This is a genomic window from Paucimonas lemoignei (assembly GCF_004342585.1).
Taxonomy (GTDB): Bacteria; Pseudomonadota; Gammaproteobacteria; order Burkholderiales; family Burkholderiaceae_D; genus Paucimonas; species Paucimonas lemoignei.
This window is the reverse complement of the sequence record NZ_SLZQ01000007.1, coordinates 44370-61223: the sequence shown is the minus strand read 5'-3', so window position 1 is coordinate 61223 and position 16854 is coordinate 44370. Positions and strand designations below refer to the sequence as shown.

Sequence of the window (16854 nt, the reverse complement as noted above, 5' to 3'; positions counted from 1 at the left end):
CTAATAAGCTTAAAAGGATTCCAGCGCTTTCTTGGCATAACTGGCCACCTTGGAATCACGAGAATTACCGGCAATCTCCTGAATCAGCGGACGATACTTTGGATTCTTTGCATTTCCGAGAGCTTTTACCATCCAGGACGTGGCATCGCTGTAAGTCGTATCGGCTTTCGGATAAGCTGCTTTCAGATCCTTAGCTAGCAATTCCAGCAGCACGTCGTCCTGGTGTGCGAAATAGATCCGCTTCGCCGCTACTCGCTTGAGCAAGGGGTCGTCAGACTTAAGCATATTCATCACCCGGTTAACATCGTCGCTATAGCGAGGGTCGAATGATGCGCGATTCGAGATAATCGGATTCCATTTTCGGTAGTCGTCCATATCTTCCAGCGCGGTTTTGGCATAACGCTCATAAGTGCGATCGGCCAGATACTGGCGGATTGTTGGCTCGTATTTGGACTGGCCAGAAAACCCGAGTGCGCGAATATACCGGGCGACACGATTCTTCTCATCCTTATTATTCCGAAATCTGTCTGCTTCGTCTTTAACGCGGCGCTCGATCACATCGAAAAGCCGCGTATCGGAAAGACCCATCCAGGCAAGCGACTCCACTGCTTCCTGGTGCGCATGGGTATCGCTATTGAAAATCTGAATATAGCGCGCCACATCTTCATCCAACGTAGCTGCTGTCGCCGGCATCAAGACAATTGTTGCAAGCAGCATTACTAAGAATTTTCGCATCCCATCCCCCCGAGAAGTTTTATATTTGAATTTACACAACAATTATAAGCTTAGCGCCCACAAAAATTGTAAATGCAGACACTTAAAATTCCACTACGGGTCGGTTCGAAATAGCGGCAATTTCCGCCTATGCGCGACCTCCATCTCCCATAAATATGGGATATCCGCATCCACGGAGTTCGGCTGTAATAAGCGACTTCTGCGATAACGGATAACGACCATGATGAGTCCGCATCATAATCGGCTTGCCAAGCGTAGCGCCCTCATACCGGCATGTCTGCTGGCCTTAAGCTTATTGGCATGTGGCGGCGGTGGCGGTTCAATGTCGAATTTCAGCGCGGCTGCTGGTACAGGCTCGACAATCACAGCGACTACCACAACCAGCATGTCGACAACGACAGTCACCACGGCGCCGGTCAGCGAGCCTGACGTCTATTCTGCGCAGACCGCTTATGCCACGACGTATTGCAGCACCAATGCGTATCCGACGCAATGGGCCTGGAACCCGGACACTGCGCTCTCTCAGCCGGCACCGGCAAATTCCGGGATGCCGCTGATGAAGCAAATCCGCAACGGGGTCGTAATCGCCACATTCACCAGCCTTGGCGGTGATGCGGGTTACTCGCTTCCCAATAGTCAGGATGGCCGTGACACCACTGTCGGCCCCTTCCGCCGTTTGCCTTACACGCAGTGGCGCAATGGCGATATCTTTGAAATTTATCCGGCGGTATATAGCGGCGCCACCATGCAAATGTACATCGGCCCGAATGTCGCTAATGATGCAGCCTTTAATGCTGGAAATGTAGATGTCCCGGCCAACATCACGATTCGCGGCGTCACGGTGAATGGCAAACGCCCGGTCATCGTCAATCCGCCGACCGGCGCATCGAATGCCAACTACGGCCAGTCGCTCATCTATATCAATGGCCGCATCGATGCGATGGATACGCTGGTGGCGCCGGCATCAAATATCACCATTGAAAATATCGACATTGTCGACTCCCCTACCGGCGGCAATCTTGGCAAGGCCGCCGTGTATGTCAATGGCGCAGCCAACCTGACATTACGTAACGTCAGAATTTCCGGGTTCAAGCAGCACCAGGTCAATGGCATTTTCGCCACCGGAAATAATACCGGTACGCTGCTGCTCGATAATGTAGAACTGGATGCCAATGGCGGCAACAGCGGCCCGGAACACAATGCCTATATCAATGCCAGCAAGACCGACCCCAACTACACCTTCATGGTGAAAAGCTCATGGAGCCATGATTCGTATTACGGGCATGCGCTGAAGTCGCGGGCGCAACGAACCGTCGTCGAAGGCAGTTATCTGACAGGCAGCAAGGCCGCTGCTGGCCAGCAGACAGAGACGTATCTGCTGGATGTGCCTGATGGCGGCGTGCTTGTCGCGAGAAACAATATCTTTGTGAAGGGTTACTCGGGCAATAATTCGAATGGCGCTTCGCTGACGTTTGGCGTGGAAAGCGCCAACCCTGCGCGCACCTGGGGCCTGACGGTGGAACACAATACCTTCGTCGCCCTCGCCAAATATTATGACGACACCCACCACCAGCTTTTTCCGCTCTTTATCAATACCAGTGCGCCGGGCACGAAAACCGTGGATGCCAACGTATTCGTCGGCTACTGCCCGACCGGCAATCCGACTGGCGACTATCGCGGAACGAATTTCGCGTCATTGAATTTCAATGATATTGATTTGGCATATCGGCCGCGCCTGCCTTCTCTTACCGGAAATTCCTCGATCATTGGCACACTGCAGTACCGCCATCTGGCGAGCGGATCGGTGCGGAAGACGAATGCGCTGGGAGCACGAGACTAGGCGAAAAGTTAGCGCAAGGTTCAGTCGTGCGTCGTGCGTGGTGAATTGCGAATTTTAAGTCGTGATTTGTGATTCGCGAGTTGTTAAATGTACTCTTGGCATGCCGTCAGCGCCCTATCACGATAGGCGAGCCACGGCGGTGCTCGGCGTCTTAAACAACGCCGCCGGGCACCGCAGCGATCGACATCTCGCCAGCTTCAGACTCACATATGCCTGCGGAATTGCCAGCCGCGAGAACGCTTCAGCAAGTAACCGCCTGCCAGCAAGGCGCCGGCCGCCATCAGCATGGAACTGGCCGGCATGGTGCGCATCGTATTCATTGCAATTTCACCCGAATGCGGCGCCATCAATTGCAAACGGCGCTTGGTCATTTGCGCGCCCAGCTCATTCAAACGATCTGCCAGCAGGCGCTCGGCTTCCGGCAGCAGCACGGTTTCTTCGTCTGCCACATGGTGCATGACGTCGCGCATCAATTCCATGAAGGTGCTGTCGTAGGTCAGATCGTCCGGTGTCATGCTGCGCAGGCGCGCGATCAGCTTGCGCATCTCGTCATGTTCCGGAACGCTCTTGGTCAGGACATCGCTGCTGCCGGCCACCGAGCGCATCTCCGGGTAAAAGATTTCTTCTTCCAGTTGCGCATGGATTTCCAGGGCCAGGCAGACTTGCTGCACCAATGCCTGCTTGGTGTTGTCGCTGGCATTCGGATCATATTGATGGAAGGTCGCGAGGACGGTGGTATGGTCCATGCGAATCATGTTGGTGATGGAAGGCGACAACTTGCTGGTCAGGGCATTCATGGGCAAATCCTTTGTGTTGAATGACAATGGATGATATTGCACAAATCACAACGTTTCGAATTCGACCCAGGCGATAAAGCTTAGTTCTTGAATCTGTCTCGCAGCAAATGGCACGGCACTTGCATTTCTGGCATATCGGCTCTGCTGTCTTACCGACCGCGCCCGTTTCTACGGAGCATGACACTCCCGCTAGGATCTCTCATGGAAAACCTGAAAACCGCGACAGAATTTTTTGACAAGCATGATTTGACAGTGGTAACGGCAGAATCCTGCACGGCCGGCCTGATCGCCGGCTCGCTGGCGGACTTGCCGGGCTGCGGCAAATGGTTCAAGTCCGGATACGTCACCTATTCGCCAGAAGCCAAGATGCATATTTTGGGAGTAAAAAAGGAAACGATCGAGCGCTTCAACCTGACAAGCGAAGAAGTTGCCCGCGAAATGGTCGAGGGCACATTGCGGATCAGTGAAGCCAACGTGGCGGTGGCGAATACCGGCGTGGCCGGACCGGACAAGGGCGAAGGCGGCATCCCGGCCGGCACGGTATGCTTTGCCTGGGCATTCCGCATGAAGGACAGGCCGCGCATTTTTTCCGAGAAGCGGCATTTCGGGGGAGATCGCAATGCCGTCCGCCAGGCAGCCGCCGAATATGCCATTACCCGCATTCCGGCCTTGTATGAATGCTGCGTCAACGATAGCGCTCAGTCCGGCAATCCGGGCAGCGAACCCGGCGGCCAGTTTTAGTATGGATGACTTTTACTCAATGTGACTTGGCAATATTTATATATGACGGAGCCGATTTGGCGGAATAAGAAACTTTTTCCCTGGAAAATTATCAGACTGCGGTCCACTGCCAGGTCACTGTCATGTTTTCCATGTCGCGGCGATCCTGGCCAACCACTTAGCCAGCATCATGCGTCCCAGAGTCACCTCGGTCGGCTTGCTCATGCCACGCCGGCCGGCAGAAGAATTTATCGCCCCTTCGCACATCGATCAGGAAAGCGTGGCGGCCTTGCCACCCAAGCCGGGCGTGTATTTTTTCCGGAACCGGTATGGCAAGCCGGTTTATATCGGCAAAAGCGTCAACCTGCGCTCGCGCGTGCTGGCGCACCTACGCACGCCGGAAGAAGCCCTGATGCTGGCGGAGACCAGACACATCGATTTCATCCGCACGGCAGGCGAGCTTGGCGCCTTGTTGCTGGAGTCGCAATTAATCAAGCAATATCAGCCGAGGTTCAACGTCCTGCTGAAATTTTGCGGCGAATCGTTCGGGCTGGCCATGACGAACGACGCCAGCTGCCCGCAAGTGATGGGCTATGGAGAGACGGACATGCTCGATGCCCCGATGACCATGCATGGCTTGTTTGCCTCGCGCGGCGAAGCGCTGCAGGGTTGGCAAAGACTGGTACGGCAGTATCGCTTGTGTCCGGCCCTGCTGAAAATAGAAGCCACCATAAATGGTCGCGCCTGCTTTTCTCACCAGCTCGGTCAATGTCGTGGCGCCTGCATCGGCCTGGAATCCCCGGAAGCACACTGGCAACGCCTGCGCTCGGCCCTTGAACAGCTGAACGCCACGGTATGGCCGTATGCCGGCCCTATCGCCATCATTGAAACCGATGGCAAATGGCGGCAGGCGCACCTCATCGATCGTTGGACCTATGTCGGCTCACTCGAAGGCCGCCGGCGCAATTTCGTGCTGCCGCCGCATCCGGGCATAGATATCGACACTTACAAGATTCTGTCCCGCCCCTTGGCGGAAGACAGCGTGCCCTACGTGACGTGCGAAACGAAATCCAGCCGCGACGGCACGCGTACCTGCGTGCTGCCGCCGCAGACCTCCGTTGCCCGCCTTGCTACGCTAAGCTGAAAGTCGAAAGTTATTGGCCGAAAATACGCATTGTCACGCCAATACGCATGGCACCGCGTGCCGTCAAGCGGACGGTGCGCGATTTTTCCGGTACGGGCCCGGCATAGGGATAACCGACAAAATTAGCTTCATCGTATAGATCACCACCAGCGTACCGAGCAAATCGCCGAGCACCATGACGAAAAAGGATGAGGTCAGGGGCTCGCCGCGCAGCAGCAGCCAGAAATGGTGCAGCACCGGACTGGCGACCGAGTAGGCGACGCTGAGCAACACCAAGCGTTTGGCATTCAGGTTGACCAGCGAAGTCTGCAAGCCATATAAGTGTTGCGCCATCTTGTAGACCAGGTACGGCGCCGCCGCCGAAGCGATTCCGCCCGCGAAGGAGCGCAAGGGATCATCGGGAAAGAAATAGAAAACGCAGGTAATCCAGGAGGCGAGCAACACGCCGATGGCGCCGGCGCCGCCGAACAGCAGCGTGCAAAGCAGGCGCATGCCGGCAGGAAGATAAATCCAGTTCACGCCCCGGACCAATTCAAACCGGTCACTATTGAACAGCCATTCATTGGCCAGGAAGACAAGAAGAAAAACAATGGCTGAACCGGCAGCCATCGACGCATTAAGCTTCAGCGATGAATTCATGACAGCATTTTTTCACGTAAAATGTTCTCAATTCATTGACTACCAGCCATGAATGATTTGCGCTGGCGGCATCGCCAGCCAAGACATTAACACTGTTCTACCGTGGAATGAAAAAAAACACGCGCCCTGCCGATATCTATTTGCGCTTCTTGCAATTGGCCGAAGCCATTCGCGGCCTGCCCTCGCTACCGCCGCTCGATCCTCTCGAAGAACGCATCCTTGCGCTGGTTGCGCGCATGTCGCAGGATAAGGAAAGACTGTCCGTGCGCGACATGATGGCAAAGGATGAGTTCGGCTCGCCGGCGACAATACACAGCCGGCTCAAGTCCATGCGCGAAAAAGGCTGGATCGTGCTGACGGATACCGAAGATACGCGCCGCAAGCAAATCGACCTGACGCAGGCTGCCCTGAGCCATTTCGACAAGCTGTCGAAATGCATGGTGAAGGCAACTCAGGGATAATTCCACCACCAGCCGCCTGCCGTCGGAAAGGCAACCCTGCCTGGGATGCCGCGACTGGCATGGAGAAGACGGCCCCGATCAACGGGCATGGCAGCTATAATCCTGCTCTTTCCCGTATTTTCGAATTGCCGCCATCATGCTTCGCGCTCCTGAATTGCTCCTGCCAGCCGGTTCGCTGGCAAAAATGCACGCCGCCTTCGACTTTGGCGCCGACGCCGTCTACGCCGGCCAGCCACGCTACAGCCTGCGCGCCCGCAATAATGAATTTTCCCGGATCGAGACACTGGCAGCCGGCATCGAGCAAGCCCATGCGCGTGGCAAGAAATTTTTCGTCGCCAGCAATATCTTCGCGCACAACGCCAAGCTGAAAACCTATCTGCGCGACATGGAACCCGTGATCGCCATGAAACCCGACGCCCTCATCATGGCCGACCCGGGTTTGATCATGATGGTGCGCGAGAAATGGCCGGAAGTGCCAATCCATTTGTCGGTGCAGGCGAACGCGGTGAACTGGGCGGACGTGAAGTTCTGGCACAAGATCGGCCTGACCCGCGTGATCCTCTCGCGCGAACTGTCGCTGGACGAGATCGAGGAAATCCGCCAGACCTGCCCTGAGATGGAACTGGAAGTGTTCGTCCATGGCGCACTGTGCATTGCCTATTCCGGCCGTTGCCTGTTGTCGGGTTACTTCAATCATCGCGACGCCAATCAGGGCACCTGCACCAATGCTTGCCGCTGGGATTACAAGGTCATGGATGCGAACGAGGATGCCAGCGGCGACATCGCGCGCATTCCGGTCGAAACCATCAAGTTCAATTACCAGCAGGCGCTGGAAGACGCGAATCAATCCTTTTCCGCGCTGGGCGACATGGCGCGCCATCCGCTGGCCGACCAGCCTTACCTGATCGAAGAAGCCGGCCGCCCGGGCGAGCTGATGCCTATCCTCGAAGACGAGCATGGCACCTACATCATGAATTCGAAGGACTTGCGCGCCGTCGAGCACGTGGAGCGACTCGTGAAGATCGGCGTCGATTCGCTCAAGATCGAGGGACGCACCAAGTCGCTGTATTACGTCGCGCGCACGGCGCAGGTATACCGCCAGGCCATCGACGATGCGGTCGCTGGCCGGCCATTCGACATCAAGCTGCTGGGTGAACTGCAGGGCCTGGCCAACCGCGGCTATACCGACGGCTTCTATCAGCGCCACCATACGCAGGAACACCAGAACTACATGAAAGGCGCTTCCGAACTCCATCGCAGTCATTACGTCGGCGATGTGCAGGCGATTGTCGATGGCTGGGCCGAAGTGGAAGTCAAAAACCGCTTCGCCGTGGGCGACCGGCTGGAAGTGCTGCATCCGAGCGGCAACCAGGTCGTCACGCTGGAACAGATGCGCACGCTCGATGGCGATGCCGTCGATGTGGCGCCAGGTGCCGGACACCGGGTGCGCATCCCGCTCGATGCGCGGTATGACAAGGCCCTGTTGTCCCGACTGCTGTAATTTACTTTAAACAAAAACTTCTGAAGCAGTTGATGCCATACAGGCATCTACTGCTTCATTGCCTGCCTGCTATTCACCGATCCCTCTCAGCGCATGAAATCGCATGATTGCTCTTTTATGCCGTTTCTTGTTCGTACCCGCAAATGCCTACCATCTTAATGGAAACATGCGGCAGATCATGAGATTTGCGCTTATTCATGGGAACGGCGGAAAAAATCATGCATCAAATTCAATTAAATACGGGAAGTAACGATTGAAGAAAAGTGGATGGATTCTTTCTGTATGCCTTCAGGAAGAAACTCATTCTTGATGTTTGATTTGTCAAAAAGGAGCTGTCATGAAAAAACTGTTTGCCTGCCTTTCCATCATCCTGACTTTGGGCCTTGCCGCTTGCGCCCCGACCAAGACCTCGCGCGGCACTGGCGAATTCATTGATGACGCTTCGCTCACCGCCCGCGTGAAAACCGAGATTGCCCAGACTCAGGGTATCGGTGAAGCTGCCGCCATCAACGTCGACACCTACCGTGGCGAAGTATCGCTGGCCGGATTTGTCGATAATCAGGAACAGGCCAACAAGGCAGTCGAAGCAGCCCGCAAGGTATCTGGCGTCACTTCGGTGAAAAACAATCTGCAAGTTAAACCGCGTAGCAGCAAGTAATAAGTCCCTTATCGAGTAAGCGGCAAGCAGCGTCCTCCACAGTCGGCGCTGCTTGCCGGCCACGACGCCAAGCGCGCGGCGTGGGCAACTCATTTTCAAATCCTTTCAGTGCGCGCACATTTACTGTGTCATTGCACTTTCGGGTAGAGCTGATAGATCGCCCCGGCGTAATCATCCGAAATCAATATATTTCCATTTGCATCCGGTATGACATCCACCGGCCTTCCCCATAGGCTTCGTGCCACCGGATCCGTGACAAATCCTGTGACCAGGTCGATTTCGCTGCCGGCATTGCCTTCCGCATCAAAGGAAAAATACACGACCTTGTATCCGGCGCTTAAAGTGGTGCAATTCCAGCAACCATGCAAGGCAATCGCTGCCCCGCTGCGGTAAGCCTCCGGCACCGTGCTTCCCTGCAAAAAGCTTAGGCCAAGCGGCGCGGAATGGGCGCGAATGCCTTTCGAGGCGCGATCTGCCGTGGTGCAGTCGAATTGCGACGAATTGCGGTTCAACATATAGTCGGGTGCCGATTCCAGGTTGCTCATTTCGGCATTAGGCAGGACATTGCAAAACGGCCAGCCATAGTTGCCGCCGTCGCGCACGCGGGTGAAAGGTTCCGGCGGATTGTTATCCACGTACGATGGCAGTATCTGCCCGGCATCGTTAGTGCCATTGCCGTCGGCATCGTTCTCGAAGGGGTACGGCACGTTGTCGCGATTATTGACTGCCACCCATAGTGCGCTGGACCCAGGCAGAAAATCCAATCCTTCGGCATTGCGCAATCCGCGTGCGTACAGCCTGCGGCCACTGCCGTCGGCGTTATATTCGTATATTGCGCCGCGAAGCGGATCGCTTTGCGTATCCTCGATACAAGCATTGCAGGATGACGCGATCGACACATACAGCTTATGCTCCGGTGACAACGCGATATTCTTTAATTCATGCGCATAGTTGCCCTGCAGCTCGGTCATATTGGAGGCATCAGGCAAGTCCGCCACCACGGTTTCGCGTGTCGCGGATCGGGTGTCGCCACTCTGATAAACGGAGCGGGTAATGCGGTTCGATTCAGCGATATAGAGATACGTCGTCGTGCCGATTGTATGAAATACCAAGTCATGTGGTTTTTGCAAACCGCTGGCGAAAGTAAAGGCTTGCGGGAGATCGTTCGAACGTTCACGCAACAGCACGACCTGCCCCGAGCCCGGTTGCGAAACCAGGATATCGCCATTCGGAGCGCGGGCCATGAATCGCGCGCCCTCTACGCGGGCCCATAAACGAATGCCGAAGCCCGGCGGCACGGTGAGCTGGCGCGGCACATCAAATGGCGGCGCAGTCAGGGAAGCAGGTATGTCGAGCGTCGCCAGGACCGAGGCGGCTGCAAGAGCCGGCGTAGCCGCGCCCTCCGCCTGTGTCGACTGTTCCGCTTGACTCGCGATGGGAGCGGCTGCGTCTCCGCCGCCGCTGCAGGCGCCGAGGTTAATCAAGCAAGCAATCGATACGAGCCACGCACAGTGTGATGTAGATTTCAGGGAAGCCATGATCCACTCCTGCAACTAGCATGATGCCGAAGTATGCAAGATCAAGGCCGGAAAACTGGCGCGACGAAAAACCGTCTGATCACGCGGCGAAGTTCAGGTGACAAAAATTAAGCGGCGAGGCAGCATGCTGTACCCGCCGTTTGCCGCAACATATTGTTTTTAGTTAGGAATTTGCACGGCAATCCGATTGTTCCGCAACGCAGCGCGGTTCCATTCACCGGCCGTGGTCTGCGGTGTCACCAGCGGATACTCGACGCCCGGCGTGCTGATGCCATTGCTGATAATGCGAATGCTGACGCGACCATCCTTCACCGCCGCCACATTTTTTTCAAAAGCCTGATATTGCAGCGTCAAGTAATCATTGACAGGGAAACGCGGATTCATATCCTTCAGCATCTTGCAGTTGGCTGCCTTGACGTCGCTGCGCGCCAGGCGCCATGAACTGGCTTCATCCTGCTCCAGGCAGAAGTTGCCGAAATTGATGTTGACGATCAGGGTGCCCCGATAGCCGCCGTCCGCCATCAATTGCACCAACTGGTGAAGATTGGATAACCGGGCGCCGCTCAATGGCGCTTCGCCGTAATCGAAATGAAAGTCCGCATGCTGCGCCCAGCTAATGGCTTGCAACAGTGAAGGATGAATGACAGCCGGCGCATCGGCCGGCACCGTCATCTTTACCGGCGATATGCCAGGCATGGATGCGGATCGCGTCATCGACTGGTCGACATTTTTCATTTCGAGCGCGGCCAGGATCCTTTTGGAGGAAGCTTCGGTATCCGCTTGCAATTCCAGCAACAGATAAGTGAACAGGGCCATTACGACAATGGTCCCGGTCAGCAGCACCCGGTTGGCCATCGAGCCCTTGCGGCGCTCCGAAGCGATCGCGGCGCTGACAACCGACTTGATGCTGGCAAGCGCATTGCCGACCAAACCGGCTTCCCGGTGTGCCGATTTATCGATGGTGGTGGAAAGACGCTTGAGAATGAATTGCGTGCTGCTATTGAGCGAAGACTTGATATCCGCACCATGCAATTCGAACAGGCGCCCGATCTGCATGCGAACCTTGTCGATATCCGCCGGATCCTCAACCGGCTTTTCACGGATGGGCACGACTTCCAGGTCATTGTCCTGCGACGCCGTGTCTTCCGCTGTCGGGTTCTGGATAGCCAGGTTCTGGATAGCTGGATTCTGGGTTGCCGCAACGGGATTGCCTCCAAGCTTGCGAATGCTTAACCGTTCCAGGACCTGTTGCAGATTGGCCGGATGCATCGCGCCTTTGGAAAGAAACCCCTGCGCGCCCAGCGCAATCGCCTGGCTAACGAACAAGTCATCGTTTTGCGAGGTGTACATGATGACCGGGATCAGCGCGGTATGCGGGTTCGCCTTGATCGTCTTGAGCGCTTCGAAGCCGGTCATGCCGGTCATTTGCTGGTCAAGGAAGATCACCGCGGGATGGTTATAGCTCAGGTAAGCCAGGGCCTCTTCGGCGGAGGAAGCGACGTCGATGCGCAGCTCGTATTCCTGCAGCATGCGTTTCAATAGATATTGCGCCGTCTTGGAATCATCGACGATGAGTGCCTGCTTGCGATTCATGGTTTCCTCACCTGGCCTTGGCGTGGTTACGCTTCAGTTTATTGTGGATATGGCGGTCATCGATATTGCCACCCAAATTAGCCCTTGCGCAATGATGTGATTTATTTACAACAAAAACCCGGGCGACCAACCCGGGCTTTGTACGACACTATTTCTGCACGAGATATAAGCCGCCCGCGCCTATGGCATCCGTCACGACCGCCGACCCATACGGAAACATCGTGCCCTGCGAGACTGTGACGCTGCTCGGGCGCACGTAGCTCGGGAATGGCGCCTTGGCGACAAATCGCCCCGTGGTGGCGTCGATCAGCGTCAGCTGCGTCGTCAGCGTCGTGGCCGGCGGCGTGCCCGGATACGCCGTTTGTACCAGGTCAGGATTCGGGTTGGTGATTTCCGGCACAGCGAGCATATTGTTGGGCAGTACCGTCACAGCATCGAAGAGATTGGTCTTCGCCGTCTGGTAGGCGATGGTCGGCAGGCCGGCGCTGCCATTGGCCAGTATGGGAATCCGGTAAATGACATTCATGCTCGGCAGGTAAAGCTGGTTGCCGCTGATCGCCGCGCCATTAGGCGAATATCCGCCCAGCAAAGCAGGCAGCCAGTTGGATTCGGTCACGCGAAATGCCAGCGGGTCGGCAATCTTGACCTTGACGACCGCCGGCACGTTAGGCACGCCATACATCATCGTGGCAATGAAGCTGGCGCTGTTGGCCATGTAGAGACTGCCCTGCCAATCGACGGCGATGCCGTTCGGCTGGAATGCCGGCGTCATCAGCGGCGTGCTGGCGATACGGCGCGGATCGCCGGGTGGCTTGCTGGTATCGACCCGGTACAGTACCGATGCCGGCATCAGCTCCTCGATGTTGGTGCAGGTCGCATACAGCATCTGGCGCACGGCAGCCAGTCCGCCGAAATAGCAGGTCCGCCCGCCCACATTCCCTTCCACCACCGGGACATTGGCGAAAGTACCGTTGGCATTCTTGCGCACTTCATAAATATAGGACTTGCCGTTGACGATGATGCCATTGGGGCCATAGCTGAACGGCTGGTTCCCGCCAATGACATACAGACGGCCATCCGGGGTGAACGCCCCGCCTTCGGACCATGCCAGCGTCGTGTTAGGGTTTGGCGCACCGTTATTGACGGTGCCGGGAATCAGCGTATCGATCTTGCAGCCCTGCAGCGCCAATGCACATAAACCTAAAGCGAGAACCTGTCGGGATCTTGTCGCAAATGTCATAGCGGGTAAGTCTCCATTTTGGGTTAAGGGAAGTGGCTTTTCGCTCTTGTGGTTGGAAAGGCAAATGCTGTGCGCAACGGGAATCGCTCATGCTCTCGTGGCTTGAGTTCAAAAAGGAAGTTGTGGGGCTTGGCTATCGGTGTTGGTAAAGCTATGACTCGATGGATTCATAACGAGGTGATGGCACATGTCTGTCTCCTGCGGAACATTAGATAAGGACGAGGCATTTGCAATGAAGTCGGCGCTTTACAAATGCATATCATTTTTATAAGTCCACGAATGATATGCCAAAACTGAAATTGTTAAACTGGCCATTCGGCCATATTTAACCTACAGGACTAAATAGGGGTTTTATTTATTTTGTTTTCACTGGAGCACGACCCAGATTGCTATTTCTCGAAGGAAATCAAAAAACGTCTTCGGCTTTCTTCCGGAATTGATGCCTAATCTCGCTACCGCTTCAGCCTTAATTCTTCCCATGAATCAATTAGTGATAGCCGGAACCTTTTCCTCAAATCATTCTCAGAGCAAGGACTAATATAGTGCCTGCAGGAAGCAATTGCCGGCCTATGAAAAAGAAAGGATCCGAGAATGCAATCACTATTCATCCGTCAACGTAGTCTGGCTATTTTGGCCTCTATCTGCACCGCCCTGCTTACCACTGCATGTGGCGGCAGTGTCGAACCAGTCGATGCCGAACAGGAAGCGTCCATGCAGCCTGTGCAGTATGCCGTCAGCGGTGCCGAACGAGCCGTCGAGGCGGACCCCAATTCCTTCACGCTAAAGTCGGCGAAGGATTTCAACGGCTTTAATCCCGAATTGTGGAACGACCACAAAACCTGGACCGAATGCGATTGCGGCAAACAGCCGCGGCACCAGCAAGCCAAGATCATGACCTGGAATCCCGTATAAGCAGCGGGAAAGCGCCAGGAAGCACCGAAAAATCGGACACACCTTTCCGGCATCCTTACTTAATGCATGGAAATACTTTTGTTAAGATAGCTGATTAAAATTTTTCATCAGCCACTTTACCGATAGACATGACCAGTAAGCGTTCCATCCTTTTTGTCTGCATGGGCAATATCTGCCGTTCGCCTACTGCGGAAGGCGTATTCCGCAACCGTGTGGCAGCCGCCGGATTAACGGATATCATTCGGATCGACTCGGCTGGAACCCATGACTATCATGTCGGCAATGCGCCGGACAATCGGTCGCAGCAATTTGCGCAGCGGCGCGGCTACGACTTGTCGATGCAGCGTGCGCGCCAGGTCCAGGCCAGCGACTTCAGCGACTTCGACTATGTGCTGGCGATGGACCGCGACAATCTCGCCCGCCTGCAAACGGCCTGCCCGCCGCAGCATCACCACAAACTTGGCTTGTTCATGCAATATGCCAGCAATTCGCCATCCGATGTCGTGCCCGATCCGTATTATGGCGGCGGCAGCGGCTTTGACCGGGTACTGGATTACATCGAAGATGCGTCCGATGGCTTGCTCGACGTCTTGCGCAAGGACCTTGCCGCGGAGCCGCAGGTCGCCTGACCATCCATGGCAATGCTGATCGTGGCAGGCTTGTGCCTGCTATTTCTCGCCTGGTTGATCGGCAAGCCATACTTCATCGAATGGCAGCGCCGGCGCTTATACAACCGGCCATTTCCCCAGGCCTGGCTGGAGATTCTGCGCAGACGGGTGCCCTATTACCGTCTGCTGCCAACAGATTTGCAGGCGCAATTGCGCGGCCATATGCAGGTCTTCATCGCGGAAAAGACATTCGTCGGTTGCGCAGACTTGCACATCACGGACGACATGCGCGTGACGATCGCCGCGCAAGCCTGCCTGCTCCTTCTGAACCGCAAGACCGACTACTATCCCAAGCTCGAACGCATCCTGGTGTATCCCGGCGCATTCAGGGTAAAAAAGCAGGAAGTCGATGAAGCCGGCGTCTTGTCGGAATACCTGGATGACTTGTCCGGCGAATCCTGGGGCGATGGGCAAGTGGTCCTGTCCTGGGAAGACGCCATCGACGATGCCCGTTTTTTTGGCGATGGGCGCAATGTCGTCATCCATGAATTCGCCCATCAGCTCGACCAGGAAAAAGGCGCAGCGACCGGGGCGCCGATACTGGCGCGCGCCGAACACTACCAACCATGGTCGGAAGCGCTGGGAGCGGAATATGCTCATCTGCGCCAGCAGGCGGATGACGAGCTCGATACGCTGTTCGATTACTATGGCGCGGAAAGCCCGGCGGAATTTTTTGCCGTGATCACGGAAGTGTTTTTCGAACAGCCGCAGGAAATGGCGGCAATGCACCCCGAACTGTACCGGCAGCTGCAAAGCTTTTACCGCGTCGACCCGTTCGGCTGGCGCTGAGCTTTCGTCCTGCTGCGCCGCTTAGTCGCTTACTCGGCGCTGTCAGCATCCTCAAGTGCCAGCCGCGCCATCTGCAACACACCTTCGTAGGAAAGCGCCGCGGCAATGAAACGGCCATTATGGCAAAACACGGCATCGGCAACGCCAGTCACTGCAGCCAGTTCCGCGCCTTGCAATCCAGCCCAGGTCGCCGGCAAGTCGCAACGCGCATCGAAGGTCTCGGCAGCGGCCGGCACCGTATGCAGCATGTAGCGGTTTTCGGTAATGCTGTAGCTGATGACAAAGAGAACTTCGGGCATTTCCTTGCGCACGATTGAACTCCATGGCAAGGCCGCATTGCCGAGGTAAAGCAAGCGCCCGCCCTCCAGCCGTTCTGCCAGACGTACCTGGCCCGCAGCCAGCATGCTACCGACACGGTAGCGCACCTGGTTGATCAGCACATCGACCATGAACTCCATCGCGCGTGAAAACTGGCGCTGGCGCATATCTTCCGCTGACGCGACACTGCCGCTGCGCTGCTCATCGAGCCAGGTGAGATTGAATCCCGATACCACTGCCGACAAGCCATAGCCGCCCGGGGCATTGCGCGCCGTGCCGGTATCGGACATGTCCAGATATTGCACGAGATCGGCGTCAATTGCGTAAGCCATGTCTTGCGCATCCTTGTCGGTGAGCGTGTGCTGCAAGTGCTGTTGCGCCAGCAGCGCCACGCAGCGCGCGCCGTATTCGCGCCAGACCAGGCCGGCGCTGGCATAGAGCACACCTGACTGCCGCGCGCCAGAAAAGCCTTTTTGATGGTGATCGAAGCGGCCTGCCTGCGGATCCCAGATGCCGCCGACATCGACGGCGAAATCCGCAGCGGCGATGCGCTCGGGGTCGCGCGTGCGCACCAGTTCGCTATCGGGGAATAGCAGGTTGAGCACCATCACAGCCCACACATCGTCGGCATGAAATTTTCCAGAATGGGTGGCAATGATCACTATGTAAATTCTTTCATACGAGTTCAATAACAAGCGTCTAAACGCTTCTGCATAGCGTTCATTGTACGGGGAATTCGCATGGGATGATGAATGGAAAGCTGAACTCAATATTTATAGAGAAGCATTGTTTGTCACACGTTACAATGCGCGCCTAGCAGCGCATGACAGCATGATGATGCGCTGAGCTTTAACATTTAATTTTCATTCAACCTCTTAGTTATCATCCATGAATCTTGATGCCTTTCTCCAAAAACTGAACGATTCTCCGGAATCGATTGCCTTTACCGACACCATGGCTGCCATCGAAGCGTCGTACGATTTCACACCTGCAGCGTTTACCAACGGCAGCCTGCGCAATGAAGCCGGCCAGAATTCCGGGTCGTGCAAGCTGTTTGCCTTTGCGCAGCTGAACCAGCTCAATGAACAGCAGACATTGGCATGCTTCGGTGCGTACTATCGCGATGACGTGCTCAAGCATCCGGAAGGCACGGATCACCAGAACATTCGCAATTTCATGAAGACCGGCTGGGGCGGCATGAAATTCGATAGCCAGCCTCTCAAGGCCAAGTAAGCTCAAATAAGCCCCTAATAAGGCGCATGCCGGCGGCAGGCAAAGCCCTGACCGGGTTTTACCCTTGT

17 protein-coding genes are annotated in these 16854 nt (G+C 55.8%); 10 read left to right on the top strand and 7 right to left on the bottom strand.

What is annotated here, in order from left to right:
- Window positions 1–9 precede the first annotated feature (9 nt).
- On the bottom strand, window positions 10–735 hold the full coding sequence (locus tag EDC30_RS12000; RefSeq protein ID WP_132259083.1) for a hypothetical protein: 726 nt from the start codon (window positions 733–735) through the stop codon (window positions 10–12).
- A gap of 385 nt (window positions 736–1120) precedes the next feature.
- On the opposite strand from EDC30_RS12000, the gene EDC30_RS11995 reads away from it, so the two are divergent.
- Window positions 1121–2575, top strand: coding sequence for a hypothetical protein (locus tag EDC30_RS11995; RefSeq protein ID WP_132259082.1), 1455 nt, complete (start codon window positions 1121–1123; stop codon window positions 2573–2575).
- 203 nt (window positions 2576–2778) lie between these two features.
- On the opposite strand, the gene EDC30_RS11990 is transcribed toward EDC30_RS11995, so the two are convergent.
- Window positions 2779–3372 carry a hemerythrin domain-containing protein gene (locus tag EDC30_RS11990; RefSeq protein WP_132259081.1) on the bottom strand — a complete coding sequence of 198 codons (594 nt, stop codon included), beginning with the start codon at window positions 3370–3372 and terminating at the stop codon, window positions 2779–2781.
- A gap of 201 nt (window positions 3373–3573) precedes the next feature.
- Between EDC30_RS11990 and EDC30_RS11985 the strand changes: the two genes are divergently transcribed.
- The gene (locus EDC30_RS11985) at window positions 3574–4113 is read left to right on the top strand and encodes a CinA family protein (protein WP_132259080.1); all 540 of its coding nucleotides are present in this window, start codon (window positions 3574–3576) and stop codon (window positions 4111–4113) included.
- 169 nt (window positions 4114–4282) lie between these two features.
- Window positions 4283–5236: an endonuclease gene (locus tag EDC30_RS11980; RefSeq protein ID WP_207907267.1), complete on the top strand. Its 954-nt coding sequence runs from the start codon at window positions 4283–4285 to the stop codon at window positions 5234–5236.
- Between the two features lie 63 nt (window positions 5237–5299).
- Here the strand turns inward: EDC30_RS11980 and EDC30_RS11975 are convergent, their stop codons facing one another.
- Entirely contained in the window at window positions 5300–5875 is a 576-nt protein-coding gene (locus EDC30_RS11975) for a hypothetical protein (protein WP_243656752.1), read from the bottom strand.
- Window positions 5876–5982: 107 nt separating this feature from the next.
- On the opposite strand from EDC30_RS11975, the gene EDC30_RS11970 reads away from it, so the two are divergent.
- The 3 genes from EDC30_RS11970 (at window position 5983) to EDC30_RS11960 (ending at window position 8495) form a co-directional block, all read left to right on the top strand.
- The gene (locus EDC30_RS11970) at window positions 5983–6336 is read left to right on the top strand and encodes a winged helix-turn-helix domain-containing protein (RefSeq protein ID WP_132259079.1); all 354 of its coding nucleotides are present in this window, start codon (window positions 5983–5985) and stop codon (window positions 6334–6336) included.
- Window positions 6337–6472: 136 nt separating this feature from the next.
- Entirely contained in the window at window positions 6473–7837 is a 1365-nt protein-coding gene (gene trhP, locus EDC30_RS11965) for a prephenate-dependent tRNA uridine(34) hydroxylase TrhP (protein WP_132259078.1), read from the top strand.
- Between the two features lie 337 nt (window positions 7838–8174).
- Window positions 8175–8495 (top strand): BON domain-containing protein, encoded by a 321-nt coding sequence (locus EDC30_RS11960; RefSeq protein ID WP_132259077.1) that lies wholly within the window; start codon window positions 8175–8177, stop codon window positions 8493–8495.
- Window positions 8496–8623: 128 nt separating this feature from the next.
- On the opposite strand, the gene EDC30_RS11955 is transcribed toward EDC30_RS11960, so the two are convergent.
- From EDC30_RS11955 to EDC30_RS11945, 3 genes are all read right to left on the bottom strand, one after another.
- Window positions 8624–10033 carry a PQQ-dependent sugar dehydrogenase gene (locus EDC30_RS11955; protein ID WP_132259076.1) on the bottom strand — a complete coding sequence of 470 codons (1410 nt, stop codon included), beginning with the start codon at window positions 10031–10033 and terminating at the stop codon, window positions 8624–8626.
- Between the two features lie 159 nt (window positions 10034–10192).
- A complete protein-coding gene (locus EDC30_RS11950) occupies window positions 10193–11626 on the bottom strand; it encodes a response regulator (RefSeq protein WP_132259075.1) in 1434 nt (477 codons plus the stop codon).
- A 148-nt stretch (window positions 11627–11774) separates the two neighbouring features.
- On the bottom strand, window positions 11775–12866 hold the full coding sequence (locus EDC30_RS11945; RefSeq protein ID WP_132259074.1) for an SMP-30/gluconolactonase/LRE family protein: 1092 nt from the start codon (window positions 12864–12866) through the stop codon (window positions 11775–11777).
- 591 nt (window positions 12867–13457) lie between these two features.
- On the opposite strand from EDC30_RS11945, the gene EDC30_RS11940 reads away from it, so the two are divergent.
- The 3 genes from EDC30_RS11940 to EDC30_RS11930 all read left to right on the top strand — a co-directional run bounded on the left by EDC30_RS11940 (window position 13458) and on the right by EDC30_RS11930 (window position 15235).
- The gene (locus EDC30_RS11940) at window positions 13458–13778 is read left to right on the top strand and encodes a hypothetical protein (RefSeq protein WP_132259073.1); all 321 of its coding nucleotides are present in this window, start codon (window positions 13458–13460) and stop codon (window positions 13776–13778) included.
- Window positions 13779–13906: 128 nt separating this feature from the next.
- Complete coding sequence (locus EDC30_RS11935) at window positions 13907–14407, top strand: low molecular weight protein-tyrosine-phosphatase (RefSeq protein ID WP_132259072.1); 501 nt, start codon at window positions 13907–13909, stop codon at window positions 14405–14407.
- A 6-nt stretch (window positions 14408–14413) separates the two neighbouring features.
- Window positions 14414–15235 (top strand): M90 family metallopeptidase, encoded by an 822-nt coding sequence (locus EDC30_RS11930; RefSeq protein ID WP_132259071.1) that lies wholly within the window; start codon window positions 14414–14416, stop codon window positions 15233–15235.
- Window positions 15236–15264: 29 nt separating this feature from the next.
- On the opposite strand, the gene EDC30_RS11925 is transcribed toward EDC30_RS11930, so the two are convergent.
- The gene (locus EDC30_RS11925; RefSeq protein ID WP_132259070.1) at window positions 15265–16215 is read right to left on the bottom strand and encodes an MYG1 family protein; all 951 of its coding nucleotides are present in this window, start codon (window positions 16213–16215) and stop codon (window positions 15265–15267) included.
- Window positions 16216–16441: 226 nt separating this feature from the next.
- Between EDC30_RS11925 and EDC30_RS11920 the strand changes: the two genes are divergently transcribed.
- Entirely contained in the window at window positions 16442–16786 is a 345-nt protein-coding gene (locus EDC30_RS11920; protein WP_132259069.1) for a HopJ type III effector protein, read from the top strand.
- Window positions 16787–16854: the final 68 nt, after the last annotated feature.